Origin of the sequence: Curtobacterium sp. MCPF17_018, from assembly GCF_003234135.1 — a bacterium.
Taxonomy (GTDB): Bacteria; Actinomycetota; Actinomycetes; order Actinomycetales; family Microbacteriaceae; genus Curtobacterium; species Curtobacterium flaccumfaciens.
This window is the reverse complement of sequence record NZ_QKSJ01000012.1, coordinates 33277-50146: the sequence shown is the minus strand read 5'-3', so window position 1 is coordinate 50146 and position 16870 is coordinate 33277. Positions and strand designations below refer to the sequence as shown.

9 protein-coding genes are annotated in these 16870 nt (G+C 67.7%); 6 read left to right on the top strand and 3 right to left on the bottom strand.

What is annotated here, in order from left to right:
• Nucleotides 1–2541 precede the first annotated feature (2541 nt).
• The 3 genes from DEJ27_RS17560 to DEJ27_RS14050 all read right to left on the bottom strand — a co-directional run bounded on the left by DEJ27_RS17560 (nt 2542) and on the right by DEJ27_RS14050 (nt 8743).
• Nucleotides 2542–2973, bottom strand: coding sequence for a hypothetical protein (locus DEJ27_RS17560; RefSeq protein WP_146238583.1), 432 nt, complete (start codon nt 2971–2973; stop codon nt 2542–2544).
• A 43-nt stretch (nt 2974–3016) separates the two neighbouring features.
• Nucleotides 3017–8344 carry a DUF6531 domain-containing protein gene (locus DEJ27_RS14055; protein ID WP_111091226.1) on the bottom strand — a complete coding sequence of 1776 codons (5328 nt, stop codon included), beginning with the start codon at nt 8342–8344 and terminating at the stop codon, nt 3017–3019.
• A gap of 117 nt (nt 8345–8461) precedes the next feature.
• A complete protein-coding gene (locus DEJ27_RS14050; protein ID WP_027466625.1) occupies nt 8462–8743 on the bottom strand; it encodes a hypothetical protein in 282 nt (93 codons plus the stop codon).
• Nucleotides 8744–8950: 207 nt separating this feature from the next.
• Here DEJ27_RS14050 and DEJ27_RS14045 point away from each other — a divergent pair, with 207 nt between their 5' ends.
• From DEJ27_RS14045 to pstB, 6 genes are all read left to right on the top strand, one after another.
• Nucleotides 8951–11116: an RNA degradosome polyphosphate kinase gene (locus tag DEJ27_RS14045; RefSeq protein WP_110861805.1), complete on the top strand. Its 2166-nt coding sequence runs from the start codon at nt 8951–8953 to the stop codon at nt 11114–11116.
• On the top strand, nt 11113–12060 hold the full coding sequence (locus DEJ27_RS14040; protein WP_110861807.1) for an NUDIX domain-containing protein: 948 nt from the start codon (nt 11113–11115) through the stop codon (nt 12058–12060). The genes DEJ27_RS14045 and DEJ27_RS14040 overlap by 4 nt, the downstream gene beginning before the upstream one ends.
• 417 nt (nt 12061–12477) lie before the next feature.
• The gene (locus DEJ27_RS14035; RefSeq protein ID WP_110861809.1) at nt 12478–13584 is read left to right on the top strand and encodes a phosphate ABC transporter substrate-binding protein PstS; all 1107 of its coding nucleotides are present in this window, start codon (nt 12478–12480) and stop codon (nt 13582–13584) included.
• A 250-nt stretch (nt 13585–13834) separates the two neighbouring features.
• Nucleotides 13835–14785 (top strand): phosphate ABC transporter permease subunit PstC, encoded by a 951-nt coding sequence (pstC, locus tag DEJ27_RS14030; protein WP_110861811.1) that lies wholly within the window; start codon nt 13835–13837, stop codon nt 14783–14785.
• Nucleotides 14786–14798: 13 nt separating this feature from the next.
• Complete coding sequence (gene pstA / locus DEJ27_RS14025; RefSeq protein ID WP_111091225.1) at nt 14799–15884, top strand: phosphate ABC transporter permease PstA; 1086 nt, start codon at nt 14799–14801, stop codon at nt 15882–15884.
• 50 nt (nt 15885–15934) lie between these two features.
• Entirely contained in the window at nt 15935–16714 is a 780-nt protein-coding gene (pstB, locus tag DEJ27_RS14020) for a phosphate ABC transporter ATP-binding protein PstB (protein ID WP_027466631.1), read from the top strand.
• The last annotated feature ends 156 nt before the right edge of the window (nt 16715–16870 follow it).

Sequence of the window (16870 nt, the reverse complement as noted above, 5' to 3'; positions counted from 1 at the left end):
CGAAGAATGCCCAGATCGGGACGACAACGACGAGGAAGAGCAAGAGCACGGCGACGGCGCGGTTCCGAAAGACACGCCGCCGGGCAACCTCCGTCCCAAGCCGAGTCTCAGCATTCGGCACGGTTGCGCTCTCCTTCTCCCGTCGCCGCCACTTCCGCCAGTGCCCTGATTCTTCGGGATTGGTCTCCGCCGCTTGAAGCAGCCCTCAACTGCTGCAATTCATTGCTTGTACTCAAAGGCCGTCGGATACCAATTCATCACCTGGAGCGCACCTCGGAACCGCCGCGAAGATGTGCCAAGCGAGAACTCGAACGTCCCGCCTCCGCACAACCCCTGCGCAACGCGCTCAATCGCGAAGGCGCGGTCCGGGCAGGCAGAGCTGAATCGCCCGATTGGCGAAGCCGACCCCAAAAGGAGGAAGCGGAATTCAAGCGGATTCAAAGCTCTTCACATATACGGCCTGACGAATCATGTTCAGGAATTTCGCATATTGAAGGACCCTTCGCCCACATCGAATCTGTAACGCCCTCGCTTGTCCACGCTTCGGGCGATTTTGTCCTCGTTGTCACGCGTGACACCCCACTGCAACACGAGCGTCCCACAATCTGAAGTCTCAAACACAACTTGAGATGTCGACGATCCAACGCCCTTCAACGAACGAGACGAATCAACGCTGCTGTGCGCCGAGCTGACGGTACAGATCGGGCTAACCCGGTGCCCCGCGTCGTACGCCTTCAACGTAATCGGCCCAACGAAGAAGCCGAGCAATGGAAACAGGACAACAAACACCAGGACAATGGAAGCTAAGGCCCTCCTCCTACGCGCAAGCCTTCTCTGCACTGTGCGATCAGGCGCCGATCTCGTCAACTACAACTCCGATGTTCCGTGGTTCTCATCAGCGGGCGTGGAGACCAATGGTCTTCCGGTGCGTTTCGTCGTACGTGCTCAACCAAAATGGCCATACCAGCAGCACTACTTGCGACACCACGACTCCAAAAGCCCAGACGGCCAGGGCCGTCCAGGCCCTTCAACTCGCCTTCTTCGGGGGCTTCGTCCTTCCCTTCCGCGCGGAACAGCGTCCCAATCGCCCAGCAGCGTCGAACTCGGACGACACCACTCCCGAGGGTCCGTCAAGCGAGGCGGTCCGCGCATCGGCATCGCCGCCAAAGCCCCCCGACACGGTTCAAGCTTATTCGTGAGCTACGTAGGACTGCACGATCACCGGTGTCCGGACGGTGTGGAGCACTTCCCGCCACTTGAACGACCCAGCCCCGATGCGGAATTGCACACGTCCGGCGGAGCTCAACTCGTCCGCGATCTCCTACTTGTTCTGCTCAGTCACTCCGCGTCGCAGCACCAGGGGGCCACAATCTTTCGTGTCGACTTCAACCTGATCGAATAGGGTCCCGACACCCCTCGAGGAAGTCGAGCCACCTGATGAGGCCTCAGCCTTCTGAACTTCGCAAGTCTCCTCGATCTGGTGCGATCTGTCATACGCTTCAAACAGCTGCCCGCCACCGACGATGCCGATCGTGACGAAAACCGCAAGACCGAGAACGAAGAAAACGAGAATATTTCCCCTTTTTCGTTTCCTCCGCAGAGCATCAGCACCCCGAGCTTCTTGTTCCAATCACTGCCCCTTTTCCGTCGACCCTGCTACGCGCCTCGGCGTCGAGTGCGTCTGACCTTCTGCTTCAGACAACAGCCCGTTGGCAGCTCCTCGCACAGGCCCGTTGCCTCCGAGCCGCATTCATTCGTTCACGCCGTCCCGCAAGCCGCCCACGAAGTGACCGACTCCAGCCGTCACTTCCTGCCGGTGAACTGCGCGGTTGCAAGCCTCAACGACTCGTCGGCAGGCAACCTTGTACTTCTCGTCTTTTTTCACTCACTTCAGAGTCGCAGCCTCCGTCGGATCGCTGCCTCGGATCTGACCCTGACCACTAGATGACGAAACAATCGGGATCGCTCGACATCTGGGGAACCATCGTCACAAGTGATATAACGATCGGCTAGCGTACCCGACCCCTCGCGAAGCATTCCTTCGACGTCCGCCAGTGCCCTGACTCTTCGGGCCTTGTCTCCGCTGCGGATGGCGATCACATCCTGCTGGAACGCCCTGGCGTAGTCCACCTCTTGCATGCTGAGAAGCAGAGGGACGAGCTGCTCAATTCTTTCAATTAACTTACTCAACAGCACTCCTAGGAAAGCGGCCATTGGTTCACGATGGTGCCGGTGACACCCCCCGGCAGGTCGAGCAGCGACGTGTCGGCGATCTTGTGTGTCTACCTTCAGGTAGGAGAACGGCACCCCCAAACCAGTACGGCTCACCGTGGACCCGGCGTAGACCTCTGCGCTGGAGACGCTGCACGGCATGGTCTTCCGGTGCGTTTCGTCGTACGCGCTCATCCAATATGGCCATACCAGCAGCACTACTAGCGACACCACGACGCCGAAAGCCCAGACGGCCAGGATGATCCAGGCCCTTCGATTCCCCTTCTTCGGGGCTTCGATGCGGCGGTCGGCTCGCTCAATGCGATGACACTACGCAGAGCGGAAGCCGTAGGCGGTAGGCAGGCGATTGATCACGCCAAGAACCGAGCGAATAGCGTAGGACCCCGAGCCCACCTCAATCTCAACCTTGCCGCTCTCTTCCAGCGCGGTCGCAACCCGCTTTGAGTTCGCTTGAGTGATGCCTTGGCGCAGCAGAAGCGACCCGCAGCCCTTCGTACTTATTTCAACCTCTGCACGCGAACCACCAATCCCCGTTCGACTCACGTTACTACCAGTCTCTGCATGAGCGGACTTCACTTCGCAGGTTATCCAGGTGTGGTTCGCCGCGTCGTAAGCGTTCAACCACGCCGGTCCCACGAACACGGCAAGGATAATAAAGATCAATACGCCAAGGGCCGAGAAAAAACGAATCCAGCGCGATCTCGAGTAACCCCCACGGCTCGCATGATCCGAATCGTTCACGGTAGCTCGCGCGGTTCTACGGTCATTCATCGAGCACACCCTCTCAGTGTCCAACCCAACGTGGACCTTTCGCTCCGGAGATGAATCCTCCCATAGCGTCCGGGAGCAAGTCTGCCCCGCGGTCACCGTTGGGTCGCACGACTTCGTTGACCACGGACTGTCCCGCTCCGACAACGTGGTTGGCCACGAGGTCCGTGCTCTCGTTGACGAGCCCGGCGGCTCGAGAGGCGACGCCCTGCGCGTTCACCAGGGGCAGCCGAAGTTCGCCTGCCAGCTTGCCAGCGAAGACGCTCCCGCCTGCACCCGTGGCGAAGCCGCTACCGAATGCGTGCACATAGCCACCCAGGTTGCGGTTTTCGCCGTTTATGCCGTAGTCAAGCGTGTTCGAACTTGCTTGCTGCAGCCCTCCCGAGACCGCTCGCTGTCCCATCGAACCCACGGCGGCCCGCGCCACGTTCTGAACGCCTGAATTGCCGATGTTCTGAATTGTAGGGAGGGCAGCACGGGTCGCCTGCGTTCCGTACTTGGCGATCGTGCCAGCAGCACCACCGCCGACCAACCCAGCCGCGCCGCCGATCACCATCTGGATCCCAACTTTCCCCCAGTCGACGTTTCCCGTGTCCGGCCCCTGCTGAATGATCGAGATCCCCCCGGCCATGAGCGCACCCGACCCAGCCGCAGCGGCGGCCATCACTGCGATGTTCACTCCTGGAACGAACATGAGGGCCACAGCCCCGACAATCATCGCCGTCGCCAGGAGCGCCTGTTTGTGCTCACCGATCCATTTGCCGGCTCCTACGATGAACCCCTGGTTGGCATCCCGGTACGCCTGCATGTCGGCATCGGTCGCCGGCCGCAGCCCGAGCGGGTCGACGGCCTGCAACGGATCGTTGCCCGCGTACGAGTACGGGTTCCCCGACCACGCGGCACCCAGGATCGGCGCGAGCGGATCGACCGACAGGAAGCCCCGCGCCGCAGGGTCGTACACACGGGCGCCGAGCCACTCCAGCCCTGCGACGGACACCCCACCCGAGCCGGTCAGGGACACCCCCGCGGGCAGCCCGACGTCGGTGACGGCAGCGAGCGCAACCCACGGGTCCGCAGCATCGGTCGCGCGAGCGCTGCGCCAAGCGGGCTGCGTCACGGCATCGCCGATCGCGGTGACACCCCCCGGCAGGTCGAGCAGCGACGTGTCGGCGATGCTGATGAGTGACGGCACGACCGCGGCGGAGTCCCACCACGCGGCGACCCCACCCACCTCGGCGAGCTCACCGAGCGCGTCGACCCAGACGTCGAGCCGACCGGTCTCGGCGTACGAGGCGTCGCGGTCGACGACGGCAGCGAGGTACCCCAGGTCAGACCACGCGTACTCGGTGGTCGAACCATCGGCTGCGGTCCGCCGGATGCGTCGGCCGAGACCGTCGTGGACGTACTCGGTCCGGCCGGCCTCGGTGATCGTCGCGACCAGCTGTCCGGCAGCGTCGTAGTCGTGGCGCGTCTCGACACCACCGACGGTCTCGGCGACGAGTCGCCCACCGTCGTCGTAGGCCCACGTCGAGTCCCCGGCGCGCACGAGCTGCCCGGCGGCGTCGTACTCGTACGACACCGCTCCGGACGGTCCGTCGACCGCGGTGATCCGCGCGTCGGCATCGCGCTCGATCCGCGTGCTGGTGGCACCGTCGAGCGTGGTCGAGGTGTGCGCGACGAGGGCGCCTCCCTCGTACGACCACGACTGCACCAGGTCGCCCGTGGCCGCCTGGACGATACGACCCGAGGCGTCGTAGGAGAACGCGCCGGCAGCGGTGCCGTCACGGTCCACACCGACGACGCGGCCGACGGCGTCGCGACGGTAGGTGGTTCGGGTGCCGTTCGGGTCGACCCGAGTGGTGCGGTTGCCGTCAGCGTCGTACTCCCACGCGACGGACTGGTCGCCGCGGGCTCGGCGGACGAGCAGGCCACGGCGGTCGTGCTGCAGCTCGTGCTCGATCGTCCGGCCTGCACCACGGGTGTGGTCCGACACGACGACAGTTCGGTGGACGGTGTCGCGGGTGATCTCCGACTGCACCGCACCGTCGACGAGCACGGCCTGCTGGCGGCCGGCTGCGTCGTACGTCCACTCGGTGGTGCGGCCGTCGGGATCCGTCTGCCGGATCTGGCGCCCGGCCGGGTCGTAGGCCGCCATGGTGGTCCGCCCGAGCGGATCGGTGACGGCGACCACGCGGTCGACGGCGTCGTACTCCCGTCGAGTGGTCCCGCCGGCAGGGTCGGTGATCGTCACCAGGCGCCCGCGCTCGTCGTACTCGAACGAGGTGACCCCGTCGAGACCGTTGACGACCTGGATCAGCTGCCCGGCGGCGTCGTAGCGGAACCGACGACGGCCGAAGCGTGCGTCGTGGCTGGAGACGAGCCTCCCGGCCTGGTCGTAGCGGAACCGCGCGGTGCCGGAACCCGGAGTCGTCTGCGTGACCACGCGCCCGACTGCGTCGTACGTGATCTCCTCGACCTCGCCGGTGGGCAGGGTCCGGGCCACGACACGGGAGTCCGCGTCGTAGGTGAGCGTCGTCCGCGCCCCCGCGGCGTCGGTGGCTGCGGCGGGACGCCCGCAGGCGTCGTACTCGTACGTGGAGCGCGCGCCCGAGGGGGCGACCAACGCGACGACGCGACCGGCGAGGTCGCGCTCGAGTCGGGTCAGTCCGCCTTCGCCGTCGACGAGTTCGACGGGGCGACCGGCGGCGTCGTAGGTGATGAGTTCGGAACCGGTCTCGTCAGACGTGGACTCGACGGGTCGGCCGTACTCGTCGAACCGGACGGTCGCGGTGTCGAAGGCGTCGCGCAGGGTCGCGACGCCGGTCGCGACGTCGTCCGAGAACTCCTGGCGGACGCCCGTCGGGTCGACGGTGGCCGTCAGCTCGCCGACGACGTCGTACTCGCGCCGCCAGGTCGCGCCGGCGGGGTCGGTGACGGCCTGGAGGCGCGACAAGGCGTCGTGCGCGAACGTCCAGACCGCGCCCCCCGGCAACGCGAGCTCCGCCAGGTTCCCCTGGTCGTCGAACGTCCGTGAGACGCGGCGACCGAGCGGGTCGGTCGTGGTCGCGAGTTCGCCGTTCGGGGCGTACTCGAGCGCCGTCCGTGCTCCGAGCGGGTCCGTGATCGCAGCGATCCGGGCTCCGGCGGCGTACTCGAAACGCCAGACGGCTCCGTCGGCGTCGCGTCGTTCGACGAGGAGCCCGGCGGCGTCGTAGCGGTACTCGCTCCGTGCACCGGAGGGGCTGGTCGCGGCGACCGGGTGACCGGCGGCGTCGCGCTCGATCCGAGCGGTGTCGCCGACGGCGTTGGTGGTCGAGACGAGCTCACCGAACGCGTCGTAGGAAAGCGTCAGGACCACGCCGGTCGGGTCGACGACGTGGGTGAGGGAGCCGTCCTGCCAGGTCAGCTCCGTCCGGCCGCCGACCGGGTCGACGATGACCGACGGGTCGCGGTCGTCGCCCACGTACGCGTAGCTCACGACGGCACCGGCCTCGGTGACGACCGTCGTCACGCGGTCCTGGTCGTCGTACCCGTAGGTCAGATCGCCGCCGGACGGCGTGACGGTCCGGGTCTTCCGGCCGCGGTCGTCGTACGCGTGGACGGTCACCGACCCGTCGCGCTCGGTCGCCGACACCAGGTTGCCGTGCCGGTCGTAGCTCATCGACTGGCGTCGGTCGTCGGAGTCGATGACCCCGACGAGACGCCCCTTGGCGTCGGCGATGTAGGAGTTGGACCGCGAGCCGTCGTGGTCGGACACCACCGTGACGCGGCCGGGCAGGTAGGCGAACCGCACGGTGCGGCCGTGCGGGCTGATCTGTTCGACCACGCGGCGCTGGTCGTCGTAGGTGTTGTCGACCTCGACGACACCGGCCGCACTCGTGACCGTCGTGATGAGGTCGTCGTCGTTCCAGCCGTACGTGCGGGTGCCGACGGCGTCGGTCACCGAGACGAGTCGGCCGCGATCGTCGTACCCGTACTCGACCCGGCGACCGTCGGAGGCGCGGAGCACCGCCACCCGGCCGTCGACGTGGTCGATGTCGATCGAGCGCCCGCGCTCGTGCACCAGGCGCACGACGACGTCGTCGGCGTCCCGCTCGACGCGGACCGCGGTGCCGGCACCGCCGCGCTGTCCGAGCCACAGCCCGGACGGCGAGAAGTCGATGCGCTCACCCTGGTTGTCGCGGACGACGAGCCGGTCGCCCTCGGCCGCGAGCCAGCGGTTCTCGCCGACGCCGCGGGCCCACCCCTCGCCGTCGCGCGGGAAGCGCACCTGGCGACCGTCGGCGCCGACGAACGACGCGCCCTCGTCGTCGAGGAGCAGGCGGGTCTCGAGGATCGACGCCCACCCCGGACCGAAGAGTCCGACGTGCTGGTCGAGGGAGTTGTACATGCGGGTCACCTGCAGCGCCGCAGATGCACCGGTGAACGCCAGGTCGAGCTCCGGCTCGAGGAAGTTGCCCGTCGTGGTGTTCACCGGGTCCATCGAGAAGCCGGTCGTCGGCTGGGCACCGTAGGCCGTCGGCGGCTCGAACTGCAGATCGGTGCGGGTCTGCGAGACGCCGGCCGCGGCGAGCGCGGCTGCGAGCCCGGAGTCCGCGACGGTCGAGACCTCGCCCTCGCCGCCGGCGGCCGCGAAGGCGTCGGCGACGGTGTTGGCCCACGTGACGTCCTGGTCGTTCGCCGCGATCCACTGCTCGAACGCCGTCACGACGCTGCCGGCGTCGATGTGCGCCCACGAGCACTTCGCGGCGAAGTCGGCGAGCTTGCCGCGGAGCGCCCCGGGCTTGCCGTCGAGGGCACGGTTCAGCGCCGAGGAACCGGTCGCGAACGAGCGGAGGTCAGCGGGCCGGGCGGACGACGTGCCACCACCGCCCCCACCGCCGGCTCCGGGGTTCGGGGTGTCACGCGGCTTCGTCGTCACCGCCGGCGGGTCGAACTTCGGCGCCGGTTCGTTCTCGACGGTCGGCATCGGGTCGTAGTGGACCGTGTCGTTGAGGAAGTCCTGGAAGCCGTTGCGGCCGTCCTCGCGCTCCTGCCACTCGCGGGCGGTCTTGCGGCGCGCGCGCTCGTCCGCGGCGGCGGCCTTCATGGTGTCGATCCACCCGGCGATGGTCTCGAGGGCGTCGACGATGTTGGTGGCATCGCTCGATGCCGTCCCCGCGTTCTGCGTGAAGAGCTGCGAGAAGTGCCCGCGGAACTCCTGGGAGGCGGTCGTCACGTACGACTGCCTCGATGCCTTCTGTCCGCTGATCGCGTCAGCCGACGTGGTCAGCGAGCTCTTCAGCGCATCCGCGGTGGCATCGTCGAACTCGATCGGATCCGTGTTGGCGTGGATCTTCGCCATGGTTGTCCCCCCAGGGTCGGTGCTGGTCCTGCTGATCGTGCTGGTGAAGCGGCCCCACCGACCGCGAACGCCCGGACCGCCGCGAGTGCGACGGTCCGGGCGGGAACAGGCCGGTGCTTACGCGCCGCCACCTGCGGTGAAGATGTCCTGCGAGATCTTGTCGAGCTGCGTGCGGAGCTGCTCGAGCTCGGTCTTCGCCTTGTCCAGAGCAGCCTTGGTCTCCGGCCAGGTGGACCCGCGGAACGTCGCCGCGAGCGGGCCGTCCCAGACGTTCGAGTCGGACAGGATCCGGCCCTGGGCGTCGAGCTGGGAGATCTGGTCGGTGAAACCACCGTTGATGATCGACTGGACCTGACGGATGGCGGTCTTGGCCTGCTCGGTCGAAAGGACACGCGACATGATGAACCTCTTTCATTCGTAGCTGCACCCCCGCGCAGTGGAATCCCCCCGGAGGCTCTGACACGGCCCACCATACCCACAAACCCGGGCAGATGTCACCGTCGGTATATCGTGACCCTTCCTCCACATCCGAACGGTTCACCGCCGGTTTCCACAGCGTCCACCGAGGCCCCTCCGGCGGGAGGGGCCTGGTGGCAGGATGTGGGGATGGACACCGAACCGCAGCTCGACGGCGAATCCGTCGCACCCGACCTCGACGACTTCGACGAAGTCATCGAGATCGAGCACGAGTCACTGCCGACGGACCGCTACTTCGACCGCGAGCTCAGCTGGCTGCGGTTCAACCAGCGCGTGCTCGAGCTCGGTGAAGACCGCACGCAGCCCCTGCTGGAGCGGGCGAACTTCCTGGCGATCTTCGCGTCCAACCTCGACGAGTTCTTCATGGTCCGCGTCGCCGGCCTGAAGCGCCGCATCGACACCGGCATCGCCGTCCCGACCAACGTCGGCCGTGCCCCCAGCGACGTCCTGCGTGACATCGCGAAGAAGGCCCACGAGCTGCAGGACCGGCACGCCCAGGCCTTCATCGGGTCGCTCAAGCCCGACCTCGACGCCGCGGGCATCCACATCGAGCACTGGTCCGACCTCGACGAGGCCGACCGGCAGCGGATGCGGGAGTACTTCAACGAGCAGATCTTCCCGGTGCTCATGCCCCTGGCCGTCGACCCGGCGCACCCGTTCCCCTACATCTCCGGGCTCTCGCTCAACCTGGCGGTACGGGTCCGCAACCCGAAGTCGCAGCGCCAGGAGTTCGCGCGCCTCAAGGTGCCGCAGAACTTCTCCCGCTTCATCAAGCTCCCCGACGACAACTCCGGTCGGATGCGCTTCATCCCGCTCGAAGACCTCATCGCGAACCACCTCGACGACCTGTTCCCGGGGATGGAGGTCCTCGAGCACCACGTGTTCCGGGTCACCCGCAACGAGGACGTCGAGATCGAGGAGGACGAGGCCGAGAACCTCATCCAGGCCCTCGAGCGCGAGCTCCTGCGCCGCCGGTTCGGTCCGCCGATCCGCCTCGAGATCACCGAGGACATGGACCCGGTGACCCTCGACCTGCTCGTCCGTGAACTCGACATCACCGAGGAAGAGGTCTTCCGGCTGCCGTCGCCGCTCGACCTCGGCGGGCTGTTCGAGATCTCCAAGATCAACCGTCCGGACCTGCACTACCCCAAGCACGTGCCGACCACCCCGGTGCAGTTCCAGCCGGGTGAACCGAACACGAAGCCCGACCTGTTCCGCGCGATCAAGGCGAACGACGTCCTGGTCCACCACCCCTACGAGTCCTTCGCCACGAGCGTGCAGGCGTTCCTCGAGCAGGCCGCGGCCGACCCGAACGTCCTGGCGATCAAGCAGACCCTGTACCGCACCTCCGGCGACAGCCCCATCGTCGAAGCGCTCATCGACGCCGCGGCCGCGGGCAAGCAGGTCCTCGCCCTGGTCGAGATCAAGGCCCGCTTCGACGAGCAGAACAACATCACCTGGGCCCGGAAGCTCGAGAAGGCCGGCGTGCACGTCGTCTACGGCCTGGTCGGGCTGAAGACGCACTCCAAGCTGGTGCTCGTCATCCGGCAAGAGGGCGGGACGCTCAAGCACTACAGCCACATCGGCACGGGCAACTACAACCCGAAGACCTCGCGCATCTACGAGGACATGGGCCTGTTCACGTCGGACGACACCGTGGGCAAGGACCTCACGCGCCTGTTCAACGAGCTGTCCGGCTACGCCATCGAGAAGAAGTTCAAGCGCCTGCTCGTGGCACCGCTGCACCTGCGGAAGGGCCTGCTCAAGCGCATCCAGACCGAGGCCGCGAACGCCCGCGCGGGCAAGCCCTCGGGCATCCGGATCAAGGTCAACTCGATGGTCGACGAGCAGATCATCGACGCGCTCTACCTGGCGAGCCAGGCCGGGGTGCCGATCGACGTCTGGGTCCGCGGCATCTGCTCGCTCAAGCCCGGCATGGAAGGCGTCAGCGACACCATCCGCGTGCGCAGCATCGTCGGCCGGTACCTGGAGCACTCGCGGGCATTCGCGTTCCACAACGACGGCGACCCGGCGGTGTTCATCGGCAGTGCCGACATGATGCACCGGAACCTCGACCGTCGTGTCGAGGCACTGGTCCGGCTCACCGCCCCCGACCACATCGCCGAGGTGCAGGAGATGTTCGACCTCGCGATGGCGGACACCGCGAGTTCGTGGCACCTGGAGTCCGACGGCGAGTGGACGCGGCACTCCACCGACGATGCGGGCCGTCCGCTCGAGGACGTGCAGAATGTGACCATGCGGAAGATCTCGGCCCGGAAGCGCTCGACTCGGTGAGCGGCGGTCCCTCGGGCCCCGTCGTCGCTGCGGGTGCGGTCGTCTGGCGCGAACAGGACGGCACACCCCTCGTGCTGCTCATCCACCGTGACCACCACAAGGACGTCTCCCTGCCCAAGGGCAAGGTGGACCCGGGCGAGGCCGTCCCGACGACCGCCGTGCGCGAGATCGACGAGGAGACCGGGTACCGCGTCCACCTCGGCGCACCGCTCGGCACCGCCGAGTACGTGCTGCCGAACGGTCGCGACAAGGTCGTGCACTACTGGGCGGCCCGGGTCTCGGCCAAGGAGTACGCCCGCGCCGGCGCCTTCGTGCCGAACCACGAGGTCGCGGCGCTCGAGTGGGTCACCATCGACGACGCCCGCAAACGCTTGACGTACGAGCGGGACGTCGCGATCCTCGACCGGTTCGCCGAGCGTGCCGCCGCCGGACAGCACCGCACGTTCGCCCTGATCACCCTGCGCCATGCGAAGACGGTGCCCGGCTCGGACTGGGACGGCCCCGACGCCACCCGTCCGCTGCTGCCCGTCGGCCGCTCGCAGGCCAAGGCCGCCGCGGCGCCGGTCGCGGCGTTCGGCCCGAAGAAGATCGTGAGCAGCACGGCGGCGCGGTGCCTCGCGACCGTCGAACCACTGTCCGCCACGACGAAGCTCGGCGTCTCGAGCACCCCTGACCTCAGCCAGGACGCCCACGACCGCGGAGCTGCCGACGTCAAGGGCGTCGTCCGGCGCCGGCTCGACAAGGGCAAGACCGCCGTGTTGTGCTCGCACGGCCCGGTGCTGCCCGACATCATCGCCCGGATCGCCACCGCGACCGCCGACGAGTCCGGCCGGTTCGACCTGCGCCGCGCCGCGATGCTGTCGGTCGGGGACTTCTCCGTCATGCACATCGCCGGAGACACGCTCGTCGCGGTCGAGACGCACCGCAACACGATCCCGGCGTAGCCCGCCACCGCCCGACCACAGTGCCGGCGGACCGCAGCGCCGCCGGGCCACAGCGCCGGACCGCAGCGCCGCCGGGCCACAGCGCCGCCGGGCCACAGCGCCGCCGGACCGCAGCCAACGCGCCCGGTACCCGGCCACACGCCGGGGCCGCGCCGCGCCCGGGAACGCGATCCGGGCCTCCCGACCGCTCGTCCGCGATCATGCGTGCGCATCTTCCGAACGAGCGCACAGTGCCCCCGATCCTGCTCCCTGCGCGGGTGCGGCGCACGCCGCCCCGACGTGGACAACCCCTCGTTCACCTCCCGTTCACCAACGGGGGTGATTGCGGTCACCTCGCGTCCCTACAGTCGCTCCCGGGTCGGCACCGGCCCAGGGACCGCAGTGGTCCCACTGCATTCCATTCCCGAAGGGACCCCTGTGAACATCAAGCGAATCGGTTCGATCGCAGCAATCGCGATCGCCGGCGCAGTCGTGCTCTCCTCGTGCGCGGCGAACGAGGACGCGGGCAGCACCGAGTCCTCCTCCACCAGCGGTAACGACTACTCGAGCCTCTCCGGCACCCTGACCGGCTCCGGCTCCTCGGCACAGCAGACCGCGCAGGCCACCTGGGCCGCCGGTTTCCAGAACGAGGCCTCGGGCGTCACGGTCAACTACACCCCGGACGGCTCGGGCGCCGGCCGCGAGAACTTCATGTCAGGTGCCGCGGACTTCGCCGGCTCCGACGCCGCGCTCAAGGACGAGGAGCTCTCGGGCACCTTCGAGTCCTGCAAGGCGGACACCAAGGGCATCGACATCCCCGTCTACATCTCCCCGATCGCGATCGCGTACAAGGTCGACGGCGTCAGTGACCTGACCCTCGACGCGAAGACCATCGCGGGCATCTTCTCGGGCAAGATCACCAAGTGGGACGACTCGCAGATCGCCGACCTGAACAAGGACGCGAAGCTGCCGGACGCCGACATCACGGTCGTGCACCGCTCGGACGACTCGGGCACCACGCAGAACTTCTCGGAGTACGTCTCCGCGAACGCCGCTGACGTCTGGACCGAAGAGCCCAGCCAGACCTTCCCGTACTCGGTCGGTGACAGCGCGAAGGGCACCTCCGGTGTCGCCTCCGCGATGGGCAGCGCCACCAACGCCATCACCTACATCGACGACTCCGGTGCGGGCGACCTCGACCGCGCGAAGCTGATGGTCGGCGACAAGGCGACCGAGCTCTCGGCCGAGGGTGCCGCGCAGGTCGTCGCCGACTCCGAGATCGCGACCGGCCGCGAGGACAACGACCTCGCGATCGACATCGACCGCAAGGACACCGCTGACGGCGCCTGGCCGCTGGTCCTCGTCTCCTACGCCATCGCGTGCCAGGAGTACAAGGAGGCCGACAAGGCCGAGCTCGTGAAGGGCTACCTCGACTACGTCGTCTCGAGCGCCGCTCAGGACGCCGCTGCGAAGGAGGCCAAGTCGGCCGCCCTCTCCTCCGACCTCGCGTCGAAGGCCAAGGACGCGGTCGCGTCCATCAAGTAAGGCCCCCTGAGCGCCCGGACGCCGGTCCCACCCACCTGACCGGCGTCCGGGCACTCAGCCGTCCAGGACCCACACGGACGGCCCCCGTCCAGGACCCACACGGACGGCCCCCGTCCAGGAACCCACCCGGACGCGCCCCCGTCCAGGACCCCACACGGACGGGCCCCCGTCCAGGCCCACGGCCCGGACACCGCACCACCACCCCCAGAACCCGTCGCCTCCCCCGGCGTTCCTCCGACAGGAGTACCCCATGACGACCGCACCGGCCCAGCCAGGGGCCACCGTCACCCCGATCAAGCCGAAGGCCGTCGTCCGTGTCGGCGACCGCGTCTTCTCCGCCGCCTCGGTCATCGCCGGCGGCCTCATCCTCTTCGTGCTCGTGCTCGTCGCCGCGTTCCTCGTCTGGCAGAGCATCCCGGCCTTCTCCGCCAAGGTCGGAGAGCTGCCGGGCAAGGCCACGAACTTCTGGGACTTCGTCGGCCCCCTGGTCTTCGGCACCGTCTGGTCCGCGCTCATCGCGCTCGTGATCGCCGTGCCGCTGTCCCTCGGGATCGCCCTCTTCATCTCGCACTTCGCGCCGCGTCGACTCGCGCCGGTCCTCGGCTACGTGATCGACCTGCTGGCCGCGGTGCCGTCGGTCGTCTACGGCCTCTGGGGCATCGCCGTGCTGGCGCCCCTGGTGAAGCCGTTCTACGTGTTCCTCAACGAGTACCTCGGCTGGTTCCCGCTGTTCTCCGGCCAGGTGTCCGGCACCGGCCGCACGATCCTGACGGCGTCGATCGTCCTCGCCGTCATGGCTATCCCGATCATGACCGCGGTCATGCGTGAGATCTTCCTGCAGGCCCCGACCCTCAACGAGGAAGCGGCCCTGGCCCTCGGCGCGACCCGCTGGGAGATGATCCGCCTGTCGGTCCTGCCGTTCGCGAAGTCCGGCATCGTCTCCGCGATCATGCTCGGCCTCGGTCGCGCACTCGGCGAGACGATGGCGATCGCGCTGGTGCTGTCGGTCTCGACGAACGTCACGTTCCAGATGCTGACGTCGCAGAACCCCTCGACGATCGCCGCGAACATCGCCCTGCAGTTCGCCGAGGCCTCGGGCACGGCACTCAACGCGCTCATCGCGTCGGGTCTGATCCTCTTCGTCATCACCCTGGTCATCAACATGCTCGCGCGGTACATCGTCCGCAGCCGAGTCAGCTGAGAGGTCGCACCCGATGTCCCTCGCGCTCCGTCAGACCGGCACCGCCGGCAACGTCTACGCCAACGGCAAGCTGCACGCCTCCGTCCCGTGGCTGCTGCTGGTCGGCAGCTGGGTCGCCCTCGTCCTGGTCTTCGCCCTGCTCAACGCGGGTGGCGCCGTCGAGGACTTCAACGTCGTCGCCGCGATCTTCCTCGGCACGGTCCTGTTCGACGTCCTCATCGTCGTCATCTCGCGCATCGTCGAGGGCGGCCGCAAGGCGGTCGACCGCCTGGTCACCTCGCTCGTCGTCACGGCGTTCGTCATCGCGGTCCTGCCGCTGGTGTCGTTGCTCTGGACGGTCATCGCCAAGGGCATCGCCCGCTTCGACGCGAACTTCTTCTCGTACTCGATGCGCGGGGTCATCTCCGAGGGTGGCGGCGCTGTCCACGCCCTCATCGGCACCCTCGAGATCACGCTGTTCGCGGCGCTCATCTCGGTGCCGATCGGCCTGCTCACCTCGATCTACCTGGTCGAGTACGGTCGCGGCGCACTGGCGAAGGGCATCACGTTCTTCGTCGACGTCATGACGGGCATCCCGTCGATCGTCGCCGGTCTGTTCGCCTACGCGCTCTTCGCGCTGTTCCTCGGCCCGGGTGCCCGCTTCGGCCTGGTCGGCTCCGTCGCCCTGTCGGTGCTGATGATCCCGATCGTCGTGCGCTCCACCGAAGAGGTGCTGAAGATCGTCCCGATGGAACTCCGCGAGGCCTCGTACGCCCTCGGTGTGCCGAAGTACCTCACGATCCTCAAGGTGGTGCTCCCCACCAGCCTCGCCGGCATCACCACCGGCGTCATGCTCTCGATCGCCCGCGTCATCGGTGAGACCGCCCCGCTGCTCGTCACGGCCGGCTTCACCGCGAGCATGAACTACAACCTGTTCCGTGACCCGATGATGACCCTGCCGGTGTACGCGTACACGCAGTACTCGCAGCAGGGCGCCAACCCGGTGCCGTTCGTCGACCGGGCCTGGACCGCGGCCCTCGTGCTCATCCTGATCGTGATGCTGCTCAACCTGCTCGCCCGGTTCATCACCCGCCTCTTCGCCCCCAAGCTCAGCCGCTGACCCTCCGCCCCCCGCGGAACCAGCGACACCACCCACCCAGAAGGATCAACGTGTCCAAGCGCATCGAGGTCGACGGCCTCAACGTCTACTACTCGAAGTTCAAGGCGGTCGAGGGCGTCGACATCACCATCGAGCCCCGCACCGTCACGGCCTTCATCGGCCCGTCGGGCTGCGGCAAGTCCACCTTCCTCCGCACCCTGAACCGCATGCACGAGGTCATCCCCGGCGCATGGGTCGAGGGCTCGGTCAAGATCGACGGCGACGACCTGTACGGCGCCGGCGTGGACCCCGTGCTCGTCCGTCGTCAGGTCGGCATGGTCTTCCAGCGTCCGAACCCGTTCCCCACGATGTCGATCCGCGACAACGTGCTGGCGGGCGTGAAGCTCAACAACAAGCGCGTCTCCCGCTCCGAGGCCGACGACATCGTCGAGCGCTCGCTGCAGGGCGCGAATCTGTGGAACGAGGTCAAGGACCGCCTCGACAAGCCCGGCATGGGCCTGTCCGGTGGGCAGCAGCAGCGTCTCTGCATCGCCCGCGCGATCGCGGTGGAGCCGGACGTGCTCCTGATGGACGAGCCCTGCTCGGCCCTCGACCCGATCTCGACCCTCGCCATCGAGGACCTGATCGAGGAGCTCAAGAAGGAGTTCACGATCGTGATCGTGACCCACAACATGCAGCAGGCGTCGCGCGTCAGCGACAAGACGGCGTTCTTCAACATCGCCGGCACCGGCGCTCCCGGCAAGCTCATCGAGTTCGACGACACCGCGACGATGTTCTCGAACCCGTCCGTGCAGGCCACCGAGGACTACGTCTCGGGCCGCTTCGGTTGATCGGCATCTGTCCGTCGCGCTGACGGACTGCCTGGAGGCCCGGTGCACGTCCGCCACGGACGCGCACCGGGCCTTGGTGGTTGCGCGCGGCCCCGTGCACGCGTGTGGCGACAGGACACCCGTCGATCGACTCGTGGAACGACGAAAGGTGCCTGC